Source organism: bacterium, from assembly GCA_026414725.1.
Lineage (GTDB): Bacteria > Ratteibacteria > UBA8468 > B48-G9 > JAFGKM01 > JAAYXZ01.
Window position 1 is genome coordinate 24,907 of sequence record JAOAIL010000011.1, and the last position, 21,730, is coordinate 46,636.

The 21,730-nt window shown below is 37.2% G+C and carries 23 protein-coding genes and 1 tRNA gene; 4 read left to right on the forward strand and 20 right to left on the reverse strand.

The genetic code is table 11. From position 1 onward, the window contains the following. Positions 1-77: 77 nt before the first annotated feature. The 3 genes from N3D17_05105 to N3D17_05115 form a co-directional block, all read right to left on the reverse strand. Positions 78-269 carry a hypothetical protein gene (locus tag N3D17_05105; GenBank protein MCX8082754.1) on the reverse strand — a complete coding sequence of 64 codons (192 nt, stop codon included), beginning with the start codon at positions 267-269 and terminating at the stop codon, positions 78-80. Between the two features lie 99 nt (positions 270-368). Then, positions 369-444: transfer RNA gene (locus N3D17_05110), tRNA-Pro, on the reverse strand. 41 nt (positions 445-485) lie between these two features. Continuing rightward, a complete protein-coding gene (locus tag N3D17_05115) occupies positions 486-1,295 on the reverse strand; it encodes a dihydropteroate synthase (GenBank protein ID MCX8082755.1) in 810 nt (269 codons plus the stop codon). Between the two features lie 124 nt (positions 1,296-1,419). Between N3D17_05115 and N3D17_05120 the strand changes: the two genes are divergently transcribed. After that, positions 1,420-2,700 (forward strand): alpha-L-fucosidase, encoded by a 1,281-nt coding sequence (locus N3D17_05120; protein MCX8082756.1) that lies wholly within the window; start codon positions 1,420-1,422, stop codon positions 2,698-2,700. Positions 2,701-2,705: 5 nt separating this feature from the next. Beyond that, on the forward strand, positions 2,706-3,044 hold the full coding sequence (locus tag N3D17_05125) for a metallopeptidase family protein (protein ID MCX8082757.1): 339 nt from the start codon (positions 2,706-2,708) through the stop codon (positions 3,042-3,044). Here N3D17_05125 and N3D17_05130 read toward each other — a convergent pair. The 14 genes from N3D17_05130 to N3D17_05195 all read right to left on the reverse strand — a co-directional run bounded on the left by N3D17_05130 (position 3,039) and on the right by N3D17_05195 (position 16,802). Continuing rightward, positions 3,039-3,878: an aminotransferase class IV gene (locus tag N3D17_05130; GenBank protein MCX8082758.1), complete on the reverse strand. Its 840-nt coding sequence runs from the start codon at positions 3,876-3,878 to the stop codon at positions 3,039-3,041. The two genes, N3D17_05125 and N3D17_05130, sit on opposite strands and share 6 nt — an antisense overlap. Next, positions 3,856-5,253: an aminodeoxychorismate synthase component I gene (pabB, locus tag N3D17_05135; GenBank protein MCX8082759.1), complete on the reverse strand. Its 1,398-nt coding sequence runs from the start codon at positions 5,251-5,253 to the stop codon at positions 3,856-3,858. The genes N3D17_05130 and pabB overlap by 23 nt, the downstream gene beginning before the upstream one ends. After that, on the reverse strand, positions 5,250-5,687 hold the full coding sequence (gene rpiB, locus N3D17_05140; GenBank protein ID MCX8082760.1) for a ribose 5-phosphate isomerase B: 438 nt from the start codon (positions 5,685-5,687) through the stop codon (positions 5,250-5,252). Before rpiB ends, pabB begins: the two co-directional genes overlap by 4 nt. Before the next feature lie 11 nt (positions 5,688-5,698). Then, positions 5,699-6,286: an L-threonylcarbamoyladenylate synthase gene (locus N3D17_05145; GenBank protein MCX8082761.1), complete on the reverse strand. Its 588-nt coding sequence runs from the start codon at positions 6,284-6,286 to the stop codon at positions 5,699-5,701. A gap of 33 nt (positions 6,287-6,319) precedes the next feature. After that, positions 6,320-7,165, reverse strand: a complete 846-nt coding sequence (locus N3D17_05150; protein ID MCX8082762.1) for a sulfide/dihydroorotate dehydrogenase-like FAD/NAD-binding protein — start codon at positions 7,163-7,165, stop codon at positions 6,320-6,322. Further along, entirely contained in the window at positions 7,162-8,466 is a 1,305-nt protein-coding gene (locus N3D17_05155; GenBank protein ID MCX8082763.1) for an orotidine 5'-phosphate decarboxylase, read from the reverse strand. Before N3D17_05155 ends, N3D17_05150 begins: the two co-directional genes overlap by 4 nt. 20 nt (positions 8,467-8,486) lie before the next feature. Next, positions 8,487-8,912: an ATP-binding protein gene (locus N3D17_05160; GenBank protein ID MCX8082764.1), complete on the reverse strand. Its 426-nt coding sequence runs from the start codon at positions 8,910-8,912 to the stop codon at positions 8,487-8,489. A gap of 32 nt (positions 8,913-8,944) precedes the next feature. After that, positions 8,945-10,099, reverse strand: coding sequence for a glycosyltransferase family 4 protein (locus N3D17_05165; GenBank protein ID MCX8082765.1), 1,155 nt, complete (start codon positions 10,097-10,099; stop codon positions 8,945-8,947). Next, on the reverse strand, positions 10,099-10,422 hold the full coding sequence (locus N3D17_05170) for a hypothetical protein (GenBank protein ID MCX8082766.1): 324 nt from the start codon (positions 10,420-10,422) through the stop codon (positions 10,099-10,101). The genes N3D17_05165 and N3D17_05170 overlap by 1 nt, the downstream gene beginning before the upstream one ends. Before the next feature lie 32 nt (positions 10,423-10,454). Next, positions 10,455-11,288 carry a hypothetical protein gene (locus N3D17_05175; protein MCX8082767.1) on the reverse strand — a complete coding sequence of 278 codons (834 nt, stop codon included), beginning with the start codon at positions 11,286-11,288 and terminating at the stop codon, positions 10,455-10,457. A 216-nt stretch (positions 11,289-11,504) separates the two neighbouring features. Continuing rightward, a complete protein-coding gene (locus tag N3D17_05180; protein MCX8082768.1) occupies positions 11,505-12,617 on the reverse strand; it encodes a site-specific DNA-methyltransferase in 1,113 nt (370 codons plus the stop codon). A 67-nt stretch (positions 12,618-12,684) separates the two neighbouring features. Beyond that, positions 12,685-13,374, reverse strand: coding sequence for an anaerobic ribonucleoside-triphosphate reductase activating protein (locus N3D17_05185; GenBank protein MCX8082769.1), 690 nt, complete (start codon positions 13,372-13,374; stop codon positions 12,685-12,687). Then, positions 13,375-15,465 carry a ribonucleoside triphosphate reductase gene (locus N3D17_05190; GenBank protein MCX8082770.1) on the reverse strand — a complete coding sequence of 697 codons (2,091 nt, stop codon included), beginning with the start codon at positions 15,463-15,465 and terminating at the stop codon, positions 13,375-13,377. 161 nt (positions 15,466-15,626) lie between these two features. Then, a complete protein-coding gene (locus N3D17_05195; GenBank protein MCX8082771.1) occupies positions 15,627-16,802 on the reverse strand; it encodes an MFS transporter in 1,176 nt (391 codons plus the stop codon). A 77-nt stretch (positions 16,803-16,879) separates the two neighbouring features. Here N3D17_05195 and N3D17_05200 point away from each other — a divergent pair, with 77 nt between their 5' ends. Next, entirely contained in the window at positions 16,880-18,205 is a 1,326-nt protein-coding gene (locus N3D17_05200) for an iron-containing alcohol dehydrogenase (GenBank protein ID MCX8082772.1), read from the forward strand. On the opposite strand, the gene N3D17_05205 is transcribed toward N3D17_05200, so the two are convergent. The 3 genes from N3D17_05205 to N3D17_05215 form a co-directional block, all read right to left on the reverse strand. After that, on the reverse strand, positions 18,202-20,067 hold the full coding sequence (locus N3D17_05205; protein MCX8082773.1) for an alpha-galactosidase: 1,866 nt from the start codon (positions 20,065-20,067) through the stop codon (positions 18,202-18,204). The two genes, N3D17_05200 and N3D17_05205, sit on opposite strands and share 4 nt — an antisense overlap. Then, on the reverse strand, positions 20,031-20,432 hold the full coding sequence (locus N3D17_05210; protein ID MCX8082774.1) for a hypothetical protein: 402 nt from the start codon (positions 20,430-20,432) through the stop codon (positions 20,031-20,033). The genes N3D17_05205 and N3D17_05210 overlap by 37 nt, the downstream gene beginning before the upstream one ends. 138 nt (positions 20,433-20,570) lie before the next feature. After that, positions 20,571-20,801: a hypothetical protein gene (locus N3D17_05215; GenBank protein ID MCX8082775.1), complete on the reverse strand. Its 231-nt coding sequence runs from the start codon at positions 20,799-20,801 to the stop codon at positions 20,571-20,573. A gap of 118 nt (positions 20,802-20,919) precedes the next feature. Between N3D17_05215 and N3D17_05220 the strand changes: the two genes are divergently transcribed. Next, the gene (locus tag N3D17_05220) at positions 20,920-21,663 is read left to right on the forward strand and encodes a sulfite exporter TauE/SafE family protein (GenBank protein MCX8082776.1); all 744 of its coding nucleotides are present in this window, start codon (positions 20,920-20,922) and stop codon (positions 21,661-21,663) included. The last annotated feature ends 67 nt before the right edge of the window (positions 21,664-21,730 follow it).

A 21,730-nucleotide genomic window follows, 5' to 3' on the forward strand; every position in this document is an offset into this window, starting at 1 on the left:
GAGTATTATACCCTGCTTTTCTACCTTATGTCAAGAGATTTACTGCATTCCTCCATAATCCCCAAAAAACATAATCCTTATTCTGCTGGTGCAGGTGTTTCTGCAGGGGGTGCTGGAGGTGCAGGAGGCATTCCCCCTTCCATACCCGGAGGAGGAGTAACTGGAGCAGTCCTCTTCGGCATTGCCTGCTTGATAATGAAGAAGAGCGCTACCAGAATGATGATTATCAGAATCACCACCGCCGCCGGATTGTTCTTCTTATCTGCCATCTCTCATCCCTCCTTTCTTTTTTTCTAAATTGGTTTTAACTTTAACATATCTAAAAAATTTGTCAAGTCAATTTTATTTTTTTTCTCTTTCCTTAAAAGTCGGGGCGCCCGGATTTGAACCGGGGACTCCCAGAACCCCATTCTGGTGCCCTAAACCGGACTAGGCCACGCCCCGTAGTAAAAAACTCAAAATGCTAAACTTTAAAAACTTCACTTCTATTTTATAGTATCGGACTGACGGCACATCTTTATATAATTCATACAATATTCATCTTTCCCTGTCAATGTCTCTGATACATTTATACCTTCTCTCATCCCTTCATCAACAGGGTCAATGATTGCTGAATCAAGACCATATGCAATTGAAATTGCAAGAAAATATTTGTTCAATAATTTTCTCTTCGGCAATCCAAAAGAAACATTTGAAAGTCCACAGGTTGTTTTTATTCCAGGAAATTTTTCTTTTATTCTTACAACACTCTCCAAAAACATCATACCGTTTTTCACATCAACACTGATGGGCTGAACAAGAGGGTCTACAAAGATATTTTCTCTCTTTATTCCTGCTTCTTCTAAAATCATTACCAGTTTCTCTGTTATCTCTATTCTTTTCTCTACATTAACAGGAATACCAGCATCATCCATTGTTAAAGCCACTACCTTACTCGTATTGTTTTCTTTTATTACAGGAAGAAGATTCTCTATTCTTTTACTTTCTCCATTTATAGAGTTTATCATTCTATCTGTACTTTTTATGCGACCGAGACATCTTTTTATAACAGCAGGGTCTGAACTATCTATGCTTACAGGAATTACTCCTATTTCATTTACTATATCAATAAGCCACTCCATATCAGAGATTTCTATATCCTGTCCTCTGCCTGTACCTGCATTAAGGTCAATATAATTTGCCCCTGCTTCAATCTGTTTTATAATAATTTTTTTTATATACTCTTTATCTTTCTTTTCAATCGCTTCTCTTATTGGTTTTCTCGTAGCATTTACAAGTTCTCCTATAACTATCATTGTTCTCTCCCTGTCTTTTTCAAATTATCCCTCGGAAGGAAAACAGAGACATTATAGAACAGAAAATCATTTTATTCAAATTTTTTTATGGTATACTATTTATTTATTAAAAAAGGAGAAGAAAATGGAAGGACTAAGAAAAGGGAAGGGTGATTATGGATGGTTTGTAAACGCAAGGTTTGGACTTTTTATACACTGGGGGCTCTATGCATTACCTGCAAGGCATGAATGGGTGAGATACCATGAAGAAATTACTGATGATGTTTATGATGAAAAATACTTCAAAAGGTTTAACCCTGACCTATATAATCCTGAAGAGTGGGCAAGAATAGCAAAACAGACAGGAATGAAATATGCAGTTATCACAACAAAACACCATGAGGGTTTCTGCCTCTGGGATTCAAAATACACTGACTATAAGGCAACAAACACACCTGCAAAAAGAGACCTGCTCCGCGAATTTGTTGATGCATTCAGGAAGGAAGGGTTAAGGATTGGTTTTTATTACTCCCTCATTGACTGGCACCATCCTCACTTTACAATTGATAAATTACATCCTTTAAGAAACCATCCTGCTAAAGAAAAATTGAATAAAGTAAGAGATATGTCTAAGTACAGGGAATATCTGCATAACCAAATAAAAGAGATTCTTACTGATTTTGGAAAAATTGACCTACTTTTTACTGATTTCAGTTATCCTGGAGAGGATGGTAAGGGAAAAGATGACTGGGGGAGTGAAGAACTTGTGAAAACGATCAGGAAATTACAGCCACATATCCTTATAAATGACCGTCTTGACCTTAAGGATGAATGGGATTTCAAAACCCCTGAGCAAATAACACCATTTCAATGGCCTGAAGTTGATGGAAAGAAGGTTATATGGGAGTCCTGTCAGACCTTTTCTGGTTCCTGGGGATACCATAGAGATGAGGCAACATGGCGGGAACCAGAAGTAACAATAAAAACATTAATTGAATGTGTAAGTAAAGGGGGAAATCTTATCCTGAATGTAGGACCTACTGCGAGAGGTGAATTTGATTACAGGGCAAAACAGCATCTTGAAAAAGTTGGGGAATGGATGCACTATCACTCAGGCAGTATTTACGGTTGTACCCAAGCACCGGAAGAATTTAAGGCACCTGAGTATTGTAGATTAACCTATAATTCTGATAAGAAATGTATTTATGTCCACCTGTTCTCCTGGCCTTATAAATTTCTACTTCTTGAAGGAAAGGTATGGCACCAGGTAAAATATGCCCAGCTTCTAAATGATGCGAGTGAAATTAAGATAGGAATGGATGAATGGCATAAAAAACAGGTAGGAGAAAAGGAAGGCATTGTTCTTACATTGCCACCGGTAAAACCAAAAGTAGATGTCCCTGTGATTGAATTGTTCCTGACATAATTTTTATGAAGATACCAAAGGAAGAATTTGAAAAAATAGTAGCAGAGAAACTTGAGACATTGCCGGACATAATTAAACAACGGCTTGAAAATTTAGAATTCTTTGTTGAAGAAAGAACTTCACCAGAACTATTGGGGTTATATAACGGCATCCCTTTTCCTAAAAGAAAAAATCCTGGATACTCACTTGTTATGCCTGATAAAATCATACTCTTTAAAGAAAGTATAGAAAGGGGATGTAAAACTAAGGAAGAACTGGAAAGAAGGATTGAAAAGGTACTTTACCATGAAATTGGACACTACCTGGGACTTGATGAGAAAGAATTAAGAGAACTACATCTATAATTTTTCTAACTCTTCTCTTAAAAAAGATGAGATTTTGAATCCCTTGCTTTCAAATATCCCTTTTATTTCTTTAACAGGCATAAGACACATAAGGGTATTTGTAAGAAACACCTCATCTGCATCTTTTAATTCCTCTGGATAGAACTTACCTTCCTCTGTTTTTATTCCATATCTTTTACATATATTGAAAACCATATCTCTTACTGTCCCTTTCAGTATTCCGCACTCTAAGGAAGGTGTATATATCCTCTCTTTTTTTACAAAAAATAGATTTGATACAGCAGCACAGGCAAGATATTCAGAGGTATTCAGAAGTATAGCATCATCACACTTCTCTCTTCTTGCCTCCATCCTCGCAAGTATGTTTTCAAGGTAGTTGAGGGATTTTATATATACCAGAGAGGACTTTTCATTTCTAAAATAATTTTTGCTTATAATACACCTTATACCCTCCCTGTAAAATTTCTCCGGATATGGATGGTATCTTCTCACCATAACAAGAATGTGTGCTTCCTTTTCTCCTGCTGGGTCAAAACTCTCAGGATTTTTCCTCCAAAGATTTATCCTGATATATGCATCTTTTATCCTGTGTTTTTTAAGAAGTTTTTCAATCTCCTCTTTCATACTATCTATATCATCAGGAATCTCCAGTCCACATACCATAGCACCTTTCTTCAGTCGTCTTATGTGCTGGTGCCACATAAAAATCTTGCTTCCTTTTGCACGGAGTGTTTCAAATATACCGTCTCCGTATAGAAAGCCCCTTTTGAGATAAGGAATTGTTATACTTTCTTCCTTAACCTTCTTTTTATCAAGTATGTAAAATGTCCTCATAATCGCCTCCCAGTGTAAGAAAAAGTGCCTTTGCCTTTGTAAGTGTCTCCTCGTATTCTGAAGAAGGACTGCTATCCCATACAATACCACCACCCACAGGATAATAAAGTTTGTCTTCCTTCAGAAGTATTGTTCTTATAAGGATATTGAGTTCTGCATTTCCGTTAAATCCAATATATCCCATACTGCCGGTATAGAATGCCCTTTTATGTGGTTCAAGTGCTTCAATAATCTCCATTGCCCTTACCTTAGGAGCACCTGTGATTGAACCACCGGGAAAGGTTGCTTTCAATAAATCAACAACACTTTTATTTTTTTCCATCACTCCTTCTATTAAGGAGGTTGCCTGGAACACTGTTCTGTATCTCTCTATCTGTCTTAATGTTTTTACACTAACAGAGCCATATCTACAAACCTTTCCTAAATCATTTCTTTCCATATCCACAATCATTAAAAGTTCTGCCTTATCCTTTATTGAGTTTAAAAGTTCTTTTCTGTATCTATCATCTTCTTCTTTTGTTTTCCCTCGTGGTCTTGTACCTTTCATTGGCTTTGTAAAAACATTCATCCCTTCTTTTTTCAGGAAAAGTTCAGGTGAGTTTGAAAGGAGATAAAAGTCCCCACCATTAAAGTATCCAGAAAAAGAGGTTGGATTAACCTTCCTTATCCTTCTATATATTGTCTCCGGTGGAAAAATACCCTCTGCCTCTATCCGTTGAGCAAAGTTTATCTGATAAACATCACCGCTGGCTATATAGTCCTTTATTCTTTCTATTGCTTTTACATACCCATCATAACTCATATTTGAAAAAACATTTTTTATCTCTACAGGACTGTTTTCAATCTTATAAGAATTTTTAGATATTTTTTTTATAAGATTATTTTTTGCAACAAATAAGTCCCTGAATAGTTTTTCTTTTTCTCTCTGTAGATTTGCAGATATTATGTAGAGAGAAGGTTCTTTATGGTCTATAACAAGTACTGTATCGTAAAAACCGAGGCAGATGTCAGGTATACCAAGGTCGTCCTTTGCTATATCCGGAAGTTTTTCTATCTGCCATCCGAGGTCATAGGAAAAATAACCAAAAGCCCCTGGAGAAAAGAATGTGCTACATTGAAAAGAATACTTTTTCAACAATTCTTCAAGATAGTCAAAAGGACTTCCTGAATATGCTTTCTTATTGTTTTCTGTTTCAATAGTTATTCTGTCTTTTTTACTTCTGAATATAAGAAATGGTTCAAAAGCAATCACTGAATATCTGTTATCTCTGTTTTTAAGAACTGTATCAAGCCATATAAAATATCTTCTATCTTTCAGCGCAAGGAAGAGTTTTTCAGGTAAAACAAAGGGATGTCTTTCTATTAAAAGGTTCATACCTCTATCTTTTTTATTTTGTTGACCCTTCGTAAATGTCTTCCTTTCAGGAATGGTGTTTCAAGGAATGCTTTTGTAATCTCAATGGCAAGTTCATTACCCAGTAATCTTCCACCGAGTGTAAGGACATTAGCATTGTTATGCTGTCTTGCAAGAACTGCATCCTGTATGGTACAACATCTCGCAGCACGGATTCCTTTAAACTTATTTGCGATAATACTCATACCTATACCTGTTCCACATACCAGTATTCCCATCTCAATATCTTTATTCTGGATTCCTTTTGCAAGTTTTTCAGCAAAGTCAGGATAGTCCACGGATTTTTTGATTTTAGTCCCGTAGTCAAACACCTCATATCCTTCCTTTTTCAGTTCTCCCTTCAAAAACTCCTTCAGTTCAAACCCTGCATGGTCACTTCCTATCCCTATTCTCATATATCTCCCCTCTAACGTATTCTAACCGGTTCTTCACCACTTATATCCCAGATCTCAGATGGGATACCTTTTACCTTACCTCCGTCTATTATAACATCTACCATTTCCTTTAACCTATAAGGCATCTCTTCTATAGATGCAGGGGCTTTATCTCCTGAAAAGTTTGCACTTGTGGATGCAATTATATAAAAGTTCTTAGAAAGTTTGATAATGAAGTCATATGCAGGGATTCTGAAGGCAATCTTTCCTGTCTTTGCTGTTATAAGATATATCTCCTGTGTCGCTTTAAGTATGTATGTCTTTGCTCCAGGCCAGTTGTCTTTAAGTATTTTTTCTTTTTCAGGAGGAACTTCTGCAAAATTTTTAATTTTCTCTATCTTATCCACAAAGCCAATAAGGGGTTTATCTTCAGGTCTTCCCTTTATCTCATATATCCTTTCCTTTGCCTTATTATTGAGCCCATCGCATATCAGACCATAAACAGTATCTGTGGGAACTATAGCAACACCACCTTTTTTAAGAATATTTTCTACTTTAGAAATGATTTCTGCTTCTCTGTGTGGAGACACAACTATTGTTTCCATTACTCTCACCCTCATCTTTATCCTCTCCATTCAAGGGAGAGGCAATTTCTATGTATCAAACCCTATCTTACACTTATGCAGGAACTGTTTCAGGGACTCTTCTTCGTACGGCTTATAAAGGTATGTCCTTTTAAGTAGTTCATCAAAGTCAACAAGATGCGCATCAAAATCAGGTCCATCAACACAGGCAAACTTTACCTTACCATCAACAGTTACCCTGCAACCACCACACATACCTGTACCATCAATCATTATGGGGTTTAAACTTGCCACGGTTTTTATATTATATCTTTTAGTTATCTCGCTTACCTTCTTCATCATAACAATAGGACCTGCCGTTAATACATAGTCAATCTTCTTCCCTGAATTGATAACACTTTCTAAAACATCTGTTGTAAATCCCTTTGTTCCTTTGCTTCCATCATCTGTGGCAATAAGTAGTTCATCACTTATTTCCCTCATCTGCTCTTCAAGTATAAGAAGTTTTTCACTCCTTGCTCCCATTATGGTGATGATATAATTCCCTCTTTCTTTGAATGCCTTTGCCATCCAGTAAACAAAAGCAGCACCCACTCCACCAACTACAATACACACATTTCCATATTCCTCTATATCCACTGGATTACCGAGCGGTCCTACAAGATTAAGTATAGAATCACCCTCATTGAGCAATCCGAGTTTTGTTGTTGTTGTACCTGCTTCCTGAAATATAAGAGTAATCGTCCCTTTTTTAGTATCTTTCCCTGCTATGGTAAGCGGAATCCTCTCTCCTTTTTCATCCACACGTAGAATAATAAACTGTCCCGGCAATGCTTTTTCTGCTATCAAAGGTACCTCTACCTCTATCTTCTTTATCTTTTCTCCAAGGACATCTTTTTTCACAATCCTGTTCATTTAGGTTTCTCCCACTTTAGAAGTTCCATTACACTGCTTAAAGTTCCTCCATCCTTTATCTCTTTCCTTATTCTGTTTTCTCTTTCAAGTACATCCATTGCCCTGTTTGCTATTTCCACAACCTTTTCTGATGGTATAACAACCACCCCATCACTATCCCCGACTATCCAGTCCCCTGGTTTCACTGTATAACCGGATATCCTTATAGGTACATTTATCTCTCCAAATCCTCTCGGTTCTCCTGCTTCAGGACAGATAACCTTTGCAAATACAGGCAGTTTCATCTTTTTTATCTCTTCTACATCCCTTACCCCTCCGTATATGACAACACCTGCCACCTTTTTCATAATACAACTGTTTGTTGCAAGTTCTCCCCAACAGGCAGGTCCAACACCACCAGCATCTATGACAATGATATCTCCTTCTTCTGCTATATCTATTGCTTCAACTGGCTTTGCCCAGTCCCCTGGATATGTCCTTACAGTAACGGTTTTCCCCACCATTTTGGGCATATGCTGATACACAGGGAATACATCCTTAATCCAGCCCCCTCTATGCAGGGCATCGGAGATATTTGCTGTTGAGACCTTCATAAATATCTTTTTCGCTTCTTTAACAGAAATAGTTCTTTTATAAAGTTCTGTCCTTATACTTTTTTTCTTTTCTATTGCTTCCTTTATTACATTCACTGCTTTCTTCACATCCTCTGCTTTTGTTATGGCACCTCCCACAATAAGAATATCTGCACCTGCTTTTATTGCTTCAACAGCATTCTCAGAGTTTATCCCTCCTACAAGAGCCACAGGAATTTTAAGATCAGATGTTATTTCCTTCAGAAATTGAAAAGATATCTCCCCTTTCATCTGTTTGTCTATTGGAATATGAATACCTATATAATGAATACCTAATTTTTCTACGTCTTTTGCCCTCTTCACTGTTGCAGAATCTCCAAGCAGGTCCACCATCACCTTACCACCATAATTTAAAGATGCTTCTACTGCTTCCTGTATAGTGCTATCAGCGGCATTTCCCATCACAACTACAGTATCTGCTCCTGATTTAAAAGCCATCTCTGCTTCCAATCGTCCTGTATCCATAACCTTCATATCTGCTACTATTCTACACTCTGGAAATTCCTTCTTTAATATCCTTACGGCTGACAGCCCTTCTGCTTTTATCAAAGGGGTACCTGCTTCCAGACACCTTATACCTGCAGAGACCGCTTCTCTCGCAACCTTTAATGCCCTTTTTAGTTCTGTGAAATCAAGGGCTAACTGAATGATGGGAAATTCTTCTTTCATCTATTCCGTTTCCTATAATGCTATTTTGTAACCTTATGGTTATTAGTCCTTCTTCTGTACTTTAAAATACAGACCTTATTAAGGTCTTTTATCCTCTGGTATTCCACCTTATCAACCATCTTCTCTATCATATAGGTTCCCATTGCACCGAGAGAACTCATCTCATCCTCATCAGGAGAAGGAGACAGAGGATTGTATGGTTCTCCTCTATCAATAATCTCAATCTTTACACAGTTATCATCGGCTTTCCATACAACTCTCAGAAATCCTTCAGAGTCAGAGCGGGAAAGGATATTGGAACAGACCTCATCCACTACAAGCATCAGTTCCCATGTTCTTTTAAATCCCAACTTTATATCTAAACTTCTCTGTTGTATGAAGTCCGATATATACTCAAGACCACCTATTTTTTTTTCAATCTCAATATAATCTTCTTTTCCTGCCATTGTAATATAGGTAAATTAAAGTAGCGATTAATTTATAATAACTCCATATATAACTTTTCTATCCTGTCCACCATCTTTTCAACAGGAAAAAGTTCCTGGACTATCTTCCTTCCAGCATTCCCCATTTTATAAGAAATCTCTGAATTTTTCAATAGAAAGAGTAATTTCTCTCGCAACATTACTATATCTTTCGGTGGTATAAGATATCCTGTTTTATCATTTATTACCAGCTCTTTTGCTCCATCCACATCAAAAGCAACAACAGGTCTTCCACCTGCAAATCCCTGTGCTACTGCCTTAGGAAGCCCTTCTCTCAAACTGGTATGGGCAAGTATATCCATTACTGCAATATATTCTGGGATTTCTTCAGGTGGCACCAGCCCTGTAAAGATGACCTTTGACAGAATACCTTTTTCTCTTGCATAGTCCTCAAGTTGTTTCCGCAATATACCATCTCCAACAAGAAGAAGTTTTACATCGGGATATTCCTTTACAATATCAGCAAATGCTTTTATAAGATACTCCTGCCCTTTAAGATAAAACAACCTGCCTACCATACCTATTACCTTTTCATTTTCTTTTATTCCTAATTTTCTCCTGCTTTCCTCTCTACTTTTTTCTGCCTCAAGGTATGGCTTTATATCAAACCCGCTGTAGATAACTACATATCGGGACTGATTTCCTATTCCAGCACTGAGATACCTCTCTTTCATAATCTCTCCTACACATATAAATTTATCTGTAAAAAAAGAGGCAATCTTTTCCGCTGTTATATACAGAAAGTTCTGTAAAAATGGCTGATAGTCATAAAAGGAAGGACCATGTATTGTATGTATAACAACTGTACTTCTGTGTGCAATTTTTGCTGCAATCCGTCCTAAAATCCCTGCCTTTGCACTGTGTGTGTGGACAATATCATACCTGTTTTTTTTAAAAAAGATAAATAGTTTTATAAGGCAGATTATATCCAAAACAGGGTTAATCTCCCTTATCAGTTCTTTTACTATAACGAGTTTTATTCTTCTATCTCTTTCTATCTCGGGGATAAGAGACCCTTCGGGTCCTGTATCAGGACCGATTACAAGTGCAACACTGTGTCCCTTTTCCACAAGCCCTTTTACTGTAAATATAGTGTTTTCCTGAGCACCACCAACAATCAGGCGGGTAATAATATGACATATCTTCATTATATTTCACTTATGCTCGTATCAGGACCACCCTTAACCGCAGCAAAGGTTCTTGTACCACGTGTCTCTATCCTTATGTTTTCTATATCAAAATCATCCGGTAGTATTCTTATATGTGCGATGTTTTCCCTCGGAATAAGAAGCACCCTTCTTTCAGCATCAATATCCGCAGGATGAACAGAACCTTTTACAACAAGAATCCCTTTTCCATCAAGCATTATCCAGTTTTCAGTAAACTTCAGCACCTTTCCTATAAACACCCACAACTTCTGTTCCGCATAGTACTTCTTAAACCTCACCTTCACAACTTTTCCTTCTATCATTTTTGTTCTCCCTTTTATCTTTTCCGGAATCTCTATCTCGTTATCAGTAATACCTTTGTCACTGCAGTATAAGTTTTCTTTTTAAAAGTAAAAACAATTTCATCTTCCTCTGAAACTGTCTCCCTATCGAAAAAATTATCAATACTTGTAAATATGAGACCGAAATCTCTTTTTAACTCCCAACTCCTCTCTGGATTATGTTCATCCAGTAATATTACAAATAATCTGTTATCTGCTCCAAATCTTTGAGCCCCTTGATTTTCATACATCCAAATTGCTAAATCTCTCGGGTTGTTCACCGCATCAACAGGATTATACCTTCGAGGTAAATAAGTTACTTTCAAATCAAAAGGCTGTCCATCAAAAAAAACATCAATTCCTTTTATATTTTTTATAGTAGGCACCACTCTCGGATGTGTACTTATATGTTCCTCTATTAAAACAGTTGTCCAGTGGTTAAACCATGTACAAAGTACATAGTTCATAACTTCCCTATTAAGATTCTCTTCAACATTTCTTAATAAATCATCATACTTTACAATTTTTCTTACATATTCTGTCTGTATTTTTTGGTCCAATTGTCCTTGGACTACTCCCCAAGAAAAATCTTGGACCTTCATTAATTCTTTTTTTAAATCTTCATCTCTAATAATTGCCCTCCTTTTCTGAATTTTTTCGGCATATCTTTGCTTAATAAATTCATCTATTTCTTTTTCGGTTATCTCATTCTCTAATAAATACTTAATAATTTTTGTTGCTGAACTATCATTAGAGATATTTAAATTTAAAGTAAATTTTTTCAAATAAGATAAGGGAATACACCTTAATTTCAGATTTAAAACCTCTTTTGGACTAATCAATGGCATATATCTATCTCCTAATAATTACGCTATGTAATAAATATTTTGTGTATCTGTTTTGTTATATACTAAGGTACCTTGTAAGCATAGTCAGGATACGCTGGCAAAGTATGTCTTCCATACTCATCCCATTTGGCTAAAATATACCGCCATACCTTTCTTTCATCGATATACTCAATATCAATCACTTCGCCAATATCTCCACAAACATCTTTTACAATATCACAAATTTTTATCTCCTCTATCCTGTCCTCTCCTCTTTTTAAACAGCATTATATACTCATGCTTAAAAACATAGAAACCACCAACTAGTGCCCTGTATCTCCAGAGTTCCTTTTGATTCCTCTTTCCTCTTGTCTCTTCAAAATTTTTAACAATGATACTTTTCAACAGATATCCTCTTTTCAAAACCTCATTCATACAGTAAAATCCCAATGGTATCCATTCTCCCTTTGAATATTTATCTCCTATAACTAAAACAAAATACCTATCTTTTTCTAAATAAGGAGTTATATTATCTACTACTTCTCCAAACATTTCTAAAAAATCCTTTGTGTTTTTCGCATTTGAAAGGTCTCTTGCATCTTTAGAAAATTTAATAATGTCATGGTAAGGTGGGTGCATAATAAGAAGTTGTACCTGCTCTATTTTATACTTCATTAACACTGCTTTCATATCAATGTTTCTACTATCCCCTGTCATTATATCTGATATAACCTTATCTTTATTCTGTTCCTTATCAATCAATTCGTTTGCTTTTTCTACTACATCTGGATTTAATTCTATTCCTATGCCATTTCTCCCCAATCTTCTGCATTCAATTAAAGTTGTTCCACTACCAGCAAATGCATCCAGTACCCATTCTCCTTTCTTTGTATACCTTAATATCATTTGGTGTGGAATCTGAGGAATAAAATTACCCCAGTACCAGCCTAAATGTGCCCCAGTTGTATCTCTTCTATCCAGTATCCATAAACTATCTGTAATAATCTCCTCATATTCTTTCCACCTTAAAAGATTTATGTCATTAATCTTGCTTGTCTTAACCTTTTGAATTCCTTCTTCCAACCTTTTAATGTAATATCTTGCTCTTTCAAGTGTTCGTGTATCCAAAATCTGGTCTAATTCAGAAGCAACAACATCTCTTCTTAAAGAGATTGTATCTCCATTTGTATCAATATTTAATATGCCTTCTTCATCTTTTTTATAATTTGTTATAACATTTTTTAAGTAAACCACTTGTCTTTTTATGGAATTCAAGTCATTTAGGGCATATATATTTGATAAAATCTCTTTAATTTTTTCTTTATTTAATATCACCGCTCCATAAGTCATAGGAGTATCCTCTAAATTTTCAAACAAATGGTCTGTTTTTATTATCCTCATCCCTACATGTACCTCCTTATCTCACTTCACATCTTTTTACATACTTTAGCATAATTCTCCTTATCTCTTCAAACTCTGTATCTGAATATGTGTGATAAGAAAGAGCAACAGGGTCAACTGCCTTTGAAGGTCTGAAATGCTGCAGATAGAAAAGTTCTGCCCCTTGTATAAGTTTTCCTATGCCTTCAAAATCATCTATATCAAGCATCTCCTTTACCACTGTTGTTCTGAACTCATAGGGTACCTTTCCCTTCATAATCAAAAAAATGCTATCCTTTATTTTTCCCATATCCACTTCTACACCTGCAATCTTACTGTACTTTTCAGGTGGTCCTTTCACATCCATTGCTATATAATCCACAATGTTTTCTTTAAATATCTTCTCTAATACGTCTGGGAAACTCCCGTTGGTATCTATCTTTATTGCATATCCCATCTCTTTCAGTATTTTGATAAAAGGGATGAGGTCATTATCAGAACATGGTTCTCCCCCTGTGATAACAACCCCTTCAAGATACTTTCTCCTTTTTATAAGAAAATCCATCACTTCTGAAGTGGAAAGAGGAGGAACAAACTTCTCAGGAAGGACTAATTCTGGATTGTGGCAGTAAGGACATCTGAAATTACATCCCTGAATAAATATTATACAACTGATACATCCCGGAAATTCAATAAGGGATGTTTTATGAAGTGCTCCTATCTTCATTTATTTCATCATATATGTCTTTCTTACCTTAAACTCTGCTAATTTTCCCTTGTTCCACTGACTGATAGGCCTGAGATAACCCACTATCCTTGAATAGATCTCTGTTTCCCTGCCACATTTTTCACAGTGATGAACCTCTCCCTTGATATATCCATCCTCAGGACATACAGAAAATGTAGGTGTGATAGTAAAATAAGGAAGTTTAAAATTTTCGCATATGACCTTTACAAGTTTTTTAACCCCTTCAGGACTGTCAACCTTTTCTCCTGTAAACAGGTGTATAACAGTCCCTCCTGTATAGAGGCATTGCAGTTCATCCTGAAGTTCAAGTGTTTCAAAAATATCATCTGTATAATTTACAGGAAGATGTGTAGAGTTTGTATAGAATGGTTCTGCTCCTTTTCTGTATTCTTCTTCATTGGCACAGATAATATCCGGATACTTTGCTTTATCGGCTCTCGCAAGACGATAACTTGTCCCTTCTGCTGGAGTTGCTTCAAGGTTGTAATAATTCCCTGTCTCTTCCTGGAATTTAAGAAGTTCTTCCCTCATAAACTTCATAACCCTTACCGCAAACTCTTTACCTTCAGGGCTCCCTATGTCCTTTCCTAAAAGATTAACACACGCTTCATTCATCCCGATAAGACCAATGGTTGAAAAATGGTTTGTCCAGTACTTTCCAAATCTCTCCTTCACATTTCTCAGATAAAACGCAGAATATGGATAAAGTCCTTCATCCGTTAATTTCTCTATTATCTTCCTTTTTATCTCAAGTGATTCCTTTGCTATCAACATCAAATCTTCCAGTCGCTTCAAAAAGTCCTCTTCTGAATTTGCAAGATACCCAAGCCGTGGCATATTAATAGTCACAACTCCAACACTTCCAGTTAAAGGATTTGCTCCAAAAAGACCTCCCCCTCTCTGTTTAAGTTCCACTGTATCCAGTCGTAAACGACAACACATACTTCTTACATCATCAGGGCTCATATCGGAATTGATGAAATTACTGAAATAAGGTATCCCGTATTTTGCTGTTACCTGCCAGAGAAGTTCTGTGTTTTCATTATCCCAGTCAAAGTCCCGCGTAATATTATATGTGGGTATAGGAAAAGTAAAGACCCTGCCTTTTGCATCTCCTTCAAGCATAACTTCAAAAAATGCACGGTTGAGAATATCCATCTCTTTCTGAAACTCACCGTATGTCTCTCTCTTCATCTCTCCACCTATAATCACCGGCTGGTTTTTATAAATGGCTGGTACTGTAAGATCAAGCGTAAGATTTGTGAAAGGCGTCTGAAAACCTACCCTTGTAGGTACATTAACATTAAATAAAAATTCCTGTAGTGCCTGCTTTACCTCTTTATAACCCAGTCCATCATATCTAATAAAAGGAGCAAGTAATGTATCAAAATTTGAGAATGCCTGCGCACCTGCTGCTTCACCCTGAAGTGTATAGAAAAAATTTACAATCTGTCCGAGTGCGGTTCTGAAGTGCTTTGCCGGTTTGCTTTCAACCTTCCCTACAGCACCCTTAAACCCTACAGTAAGCAGGTCCTGTAAGTCCCAGCCAACACAATATACAGAGAGGCAGCCGAGGTCATGTATATGTATATCTCCATTTATATAAGCAACCCTCACCTCAGGTGGATAGATACTGTTCAGCCAGTATGTCTTTGTCACTTCAGAAGAAACATAATTATTCAGTCCCTGAAGAGAAAAACTCATATTACTATTCTCATTGACCCGCCAATCAATCTTTGTAAGATACTGGTTGACAAGGTCAAGGTTTGCCTTTGTGGTTATCTCTCTTAATCTCGCATGCTGGTCCCTGTAAATAATATATGCTTTGGCTGTCTTCTTATAGGGGGATGTTATAAGAACCTCTTCAACTATATCCTGTATCTCTTCAACTGAGGGGATTTTGTCTCCGATGATATCTATAGCAAGGTCCAGAACCCTCAAGGTAAGTTTTCTTGCTATATCTATCCCGAACTCACCTGTTGCCTGACCTGCTTTATATATGGCGTTTGTAATCTTTTCTGCCTCAAACTTCACTATCTCGCCATTTCTTTTTTTTATTTTATCAAACATCAGGGACCTCCCTTTGTAATAATTACAACTTTTTACTTATTACATTTTACCCTGTTAAAACTTTTCTGTCAAATTTTTTCTCCAGAGGTATTATATAATAAATATCAAAAAATAAAAAATAGTTTTCAACAGGGTAAAATTGCTATGTATATCAATGCCTTTCAGTTCTTTGTTTTTGCAAATGCCTTTATCAGAACCGCAAGGATTATATGAAGGAAAGCAACTACAAGGAAGGGTATACGAAGCCCTGTTAATTTGGCAAGCATCCCACCTGAAAAAGTTCCTAAAGCAAATCCAATCATACTGATGGAGGCAGACATCCCGTAAGCCCTACCTATATATTCCCTGTCTATGCTGTTATAGATAATAGCATTGGCAGCCGGTATCATCCCTGCAACACCCAGACCAAAAAGTATCCTGACAAAGAACAATATGGGGATACTGAAAGCAAAAAAGTGTCCTGCTGATGATAGAGATGCCACGAGTGCACAAAATATTAATATCTTTTTCTGTCCGAGACGGTCTCCTGTGTGTCCGAACAGGGTAGCAGAGAAAGCACCCGCTAATGCAGAAACCGCAAGGATTGTACCTGTTATACTATTCAATTTCTCCTGTGATGAAAGAATCTCTTTTACAATCAGCGGGAAGGAAGGGCTTACCATAGAATTACTGAACTGAACCCCAAAGAGAATTGCTACAGCCATAAGAAATCCCTTTGTAGTAAGTATCCTTAAAAATCCATAGGTAGGGTTTCTCTTTTCATAATCAGGTGGAATGAAGACCTCTTTTGCTCCCATATATACAAGAAGTCCACCTAAAAATATTATCAGTGCCCCTGCCCTGAATGTAGCACGATACCCGTAAAGGTCTGCAAGGACTCCTCCAAAGAGAGGACCTAATGTAGTCCCGATATATACAGCGGTTTGCATCATACCGAGAGCAAAACCACTTCTTTCCTCTGGAGTGACACTTGCGACAAGCGCAACACTTGAAGAGATTGTTCCTGTTAAAATACCCTGCAGAAGCCGACAGGCAACAAGTTGACCCACATTCTGTACAACAGACATCAAAAGTAAAACAACAGTTCCACCAAACATTGACCTGCACACCATTGCCTTTCTGCCATACCTGTCAGCAAGAACTCCCCAGAATGGAGCAAATAATGCAAAGGTCATACCACTTGAACCCATAACAACACCTGCCCAGAATGCCTGCTGTCCTTTACTGAAAGTACCGAGTTCAGATATAAAGAATGGTAGGAATGGAAGGACAAACGAAAATCCAACCATTGAGAGTATCTGCGCAGTAAATGTAGATATAAATGTTTTCTTCCACATAATGGTAGGTATTATAAAGGAGATTATCTATAATATCAAATACTGGACTTTGTATATGGCTCGTGTAAAATAAAAGAATGGAAGATATCTACAGGTATCTCGGAAAAAGTTTTGTATGTGAGTTATGTGGAAGGACTCACAGTATACCTGTCAAAGCAATAAAAAAAGGAGATGTAAAGGACTTATCCTCTTTTGTCTCTTCCCTTCTTCCAGAGATAAAGGGTATATGTCTTCTGACAGATAATATTGTATGGGAGGTTATAGGGAAAAAGTGTAAAGAACTTCTTGATGTCAATTTTGATGTATTTCCTCACATTATCTATCCTTCAGGAGAAAAGCGGGTCACTGCAAGGCAGGATTACATTGAAGGGATAGTTTCTTCTTCCCAAAACGCAGAAGTTATTATAACTGTAGGCACAGGGACAATCACTGACCTCGGTAAATATGCTGGGGACATATTAAAGAAGCCGGTCATATCCATCCCTTCTGCACCTTCAATGAATGCCTATACCTCAGGTGTCTCTGCATTGATAAAAAATGGTGTGAAACTCACATTTTCTGTAAGTCCTGCTAAAGGTGTATTTATAGATGAACAGGTCTTATTGGAAAGTCCGGTTGAACTTATAAAAGCCGGCTTTGCTGATAGTTCCGCAAAGGCATTTGCTAATGCTGACTGGAAACTCTCCTCTATCATTACAGGAGAACCTTTCTGTGAACTTCCTTTAAGTATAGTAGGTAAGGCAGAAGAGAAATATATAGAAAAAGGGGAACTTCTATTGAAGAGGGATAAAGAGACCTTAATGTGGCTTATGGAAGGGCTTAACCTCGGCGGTATATCAATGTTAATAGCAGGAACTTCTTCTCCTGCATCTGGTGGAGAACACCTTATATCCCACTTTCTTGATATGTACAGTCATCAGAACAGTAGAGAGCCATTCGCCTATCACGGGCTTCAGGTAGGCACAGGGGTATATATATCCTCTGTAATATATGAATATCTCGGGCAACTTTCTTCTGCAGAGATAAAAAAGATGATAGAAGATACTCATATTGAGTATGAGCATAAACTACAACAGATAAAAGAAATGTTTCCATCAAGCGCTGATATTATTGAAGGAGAATTTAAGAAAAAGATGGAGATTGATAAGATAATCAGACGTATCCTTCCTGAAAGCTGGGATAAGATAAAGAAAGATACTTTCCCGATGGTGTACAAGCCGTATGAAGTGAAAATGTTTTTAGAGAGTGCAGGGTGTCCTGTAAGATTAGAAGATATAGGGGTAGATAAAGCACTTGCAGTAAAAGCCATCACGCTTTCAAGGTTCATAAGGGGACGGCTTGTTATTCTTGATATAGCAGAGATGTTAGGAATACTTGAAGAGATTATCCATATTGTTAATTAGAACGCCAGTTCCAGCACCCCTGGTGAAGGCAGTTTCCCGGAAAGTATCCAGTTATTCTTCCCTTTCTGTATCTGGGGTTCCCATTGTTCATTATTGAATTTAAACTTATCTGGCTTTTGGCTTATTACAAGTTCCAGTTCTCCCTTATGGGCAAATTCAATATACAACTTTGAGTCCATCCTTTTAAGAGAATTAACCTTTATACTGGCATCAAGTATCTGGGGTGCACCATCAATAAGGTTGATACTGAAGAGTTTACAATCTCTGGGAGGTATCTGGATATCTGTCAGTTCCGCAAGAAGGGATGTCTCTCCTGACCATATCTCTGTAGCGAGATACTGTGCTCTGGTTAAAGAAAGTTTTTCTAAAGTTAAATTGTATTGAGATGTTGTTTCACCGAGATTAAATATAGCCACTGTGCGGAAAGGTAATGATGGACTCTCTCTAAGTAAAGAAAAGTGAGGTGTGTTGATGTACCATACAGGAGGACCATATAACTGTGCTTCATCCCTGTAGTTATAGTCCGCAAAGAATACATCATCTCCATTGTTAGGACAGCAGAGTGCTTTTTTGAGCCACTTCATCCTCGGATGGTCAGGATATAAATGTAACCAGCCGGCAACCTCTACGATTGAACGGGAGATTAAACAGAAGGTGATAAGGGTTCTTACCTCATTATCACTTAACTTCGGAAAGATACCTACAGAATCACTGTTCGGAACAAACAGGTCTCCAATATGTAATGAGATACAGGCAGTTGCCCACTGGAAGTTGGTGAGAAAATTCTCCCAGTTGCCATCACCTATATCAATCCCGTATCTGTAGTTATTGAAGAACTCTGCAAGAAATGGATTAGCCATCGCTATATCACATCCGGACTGAAGATATCCATTCGGTATCAATCGTTTCCTTATCTCCCCGAGGAACCACCTGCGCCATTGATACCCTGACTTTTTCTTTTCCCGCAATAATGGGTGGCTGTCTTCAAAAGCATAACTCCAGAAATCCAGTTTTATTCCTTCAAATCCACTTTCTTTAATAAAATAGTCAAATGCCTGCTTAATGTATTCTCTGACCTCAGGTACACTGATATCTAACGGAGATACCTCTTTTATACGATAGGAGTAGTCAATAAACCATTCAGGATGTTCTTTGAAAAGAACCGCATCGTGTGGAACATAAACACCTATCCAAATAGCAGGTCTTAATCCACGATGTTTTATCCCATCAGTAAATGCCTTAAATCCATCAGGAAACTTTTTCTTATCAATCCCTTTCTCACCCTCATAAGGTACACCAAGTCCATGTGGAAGTTTGTTATACTTTGCATATCCGTCATCCAGTTGTATCCATTCAACTGTTGGGAAGTTTTCTTTTATAAATTCAGCCACTGCAAAAATCCGTTGCTGGTCTATATCACGATATATACCATCATTCCACGAGCCCCATACGACTGTATTTCGGTTTGTTGTCTTAGCACCATAAAGAGGTGGAAGAAATTTTCTCAATACATTGATATATTTTACAAATACCTTTTCTATATCATCTGCATCCTCTGTTATCCCTAAATACCACATATCTTCAAGATAGTCCCCTGGCTGTATTGCAAAATGTTCAACTGCCTTAAAAGAGGAAATAATATCCCAGTGTATCAGTCCTTTTTCTGAATGTTTTAAGAGGTAGTTATGGAAGAATACCTTCTGCGACAGTGAACCATGGACAAGCCCTGTTTTACTCTGTAGATTGGAAAGAAGAACTGCTGGGAACGGTTGATATGGTGAAGCACCTATCCGTTCACTAGCAACTTCAGGAGAAGCCCACTTTATTACCGGTAGTGGATGCTGGTCCATCCGTATAACCATCTTCCCATAATCCGTGGATTCTCAAGATGGTAAAAATAATCATCTTCAGACGCTCCTTCAAGTTTTATCCCATCCATACTAAAGCCAATCTCTTTCAAAAGAACTATCTTACTGGATTTATTATGTAGAGAGCGCACTAAAACAATCTCATTTTTACCTGTATCTCTTAAATAAATATCTTCAAGGAGTCCGTCTTCATAAACGAGAGAAAGGTGGGCTGTCTCTGTTTCTGGTTTGCTTGACCAGTTTCCTTCTGATGGGCTAATCTTTTCTCTTTCTGGTGTGGAGATATAAGGAATAACTGTGATTTTTTCCTGATTTATCCTTTTACCTATCCACTTACTTAAAGAACTTAAACATTCCATTTCCTCTTAACCATATCACATTTTTTATTCTCCTGCAAGATGTAAAAAAATAAATTCTTTACTACGAAAGGTCTTGAAACATATTAAGGAATTGTCTTTATAAACTCATCCAGTAGTAAGGCAGTGATACAAAACTCATTATTTTTGAGTTTCTGTAGTGTTGCTTTCATCCCTCCATCTGGTAAAGCATGTCTCACAGAAATGCAAATTTTCATCTCCACAGGCACTGTCAATATCGTATAACAATTCATAATTTTTAGAATATTCTCCAGTAGCAGGATTATATCTCCACTTTATCCAGACCTTCTGAGTATTTATGGTGGCAGGTCTTCCACAATTTTCACATTTTACTTTAAATTTTATGCCCATTGTATTTACCATTTTACAGTTTTTAAAAGTAATTGTCTATAATATCCTGCTTTTTTGAAGAGGAATATCAAAAAGTGATAAAATAAGCCGGATATTGAAATAATAAGGAACAGATATAATGATATTATGGTTTCAGGGGATACTTACAGGGCTGTTGGCTGGGTTTATCTGTGGGCTTTTCGGTATGGGTGGTGGCTCTTTAATGGTACCTGCTATTGTCTATATATTTGACTTCCCAATAAAACAGGCAGTGGGAACAAGTTTGTTTGTTATTATCTTTTCCGCAATATCAGCACTTGTAAATTATATAAAGCATAACAAGGTCAACACAAAACTGGTCTTTTTTATTGTACCTGCAGGGATTGCAGGAGCACAGGCAGGTGCTTTTATTACAAGTCGTCTTTCAGATGTTTTAGTGAAGTATATATTCGTTTTAGTGATTACAGGTCTCGGTATAAGGATGTTTTTTCAGAAAGAGAACAATGATGAAATATGTAAAGAAGATGCCTTTAATAAGATAAAAGCGTTAATCATAGGACTTCTCTCTGGCTTTGTATCAGGTCTCTGTGGTGTGGGAGGAGCAGTACTTCTTATCCCTCTTCTTTATATATTCCTTAAAGTTCCCATACATACCTGTATAGGAACAGCAGTGGTTGCTATACTTTTCAATGCTATATCAGGTGCTACAGGGTATATGGTAAGAGGACTGGTTGACTTCCGTACAGGGATTATGCTCGCTATTGGCTCAACGGTAGCAGCACCTCTCGGAGCAAAGATAAGCATACGAACAGAAAAAGAAAAATTGAGGAAGATTTTTGCTGTTGTGCTTATGTTAAGTGGTATTGCAGTACTTTTAAAATAATCACCTTCTCCCTTCAAGGGAGATGGAAGAACAGTCCTCCCCATATGAGGGGGGAGGAATTAGGTGG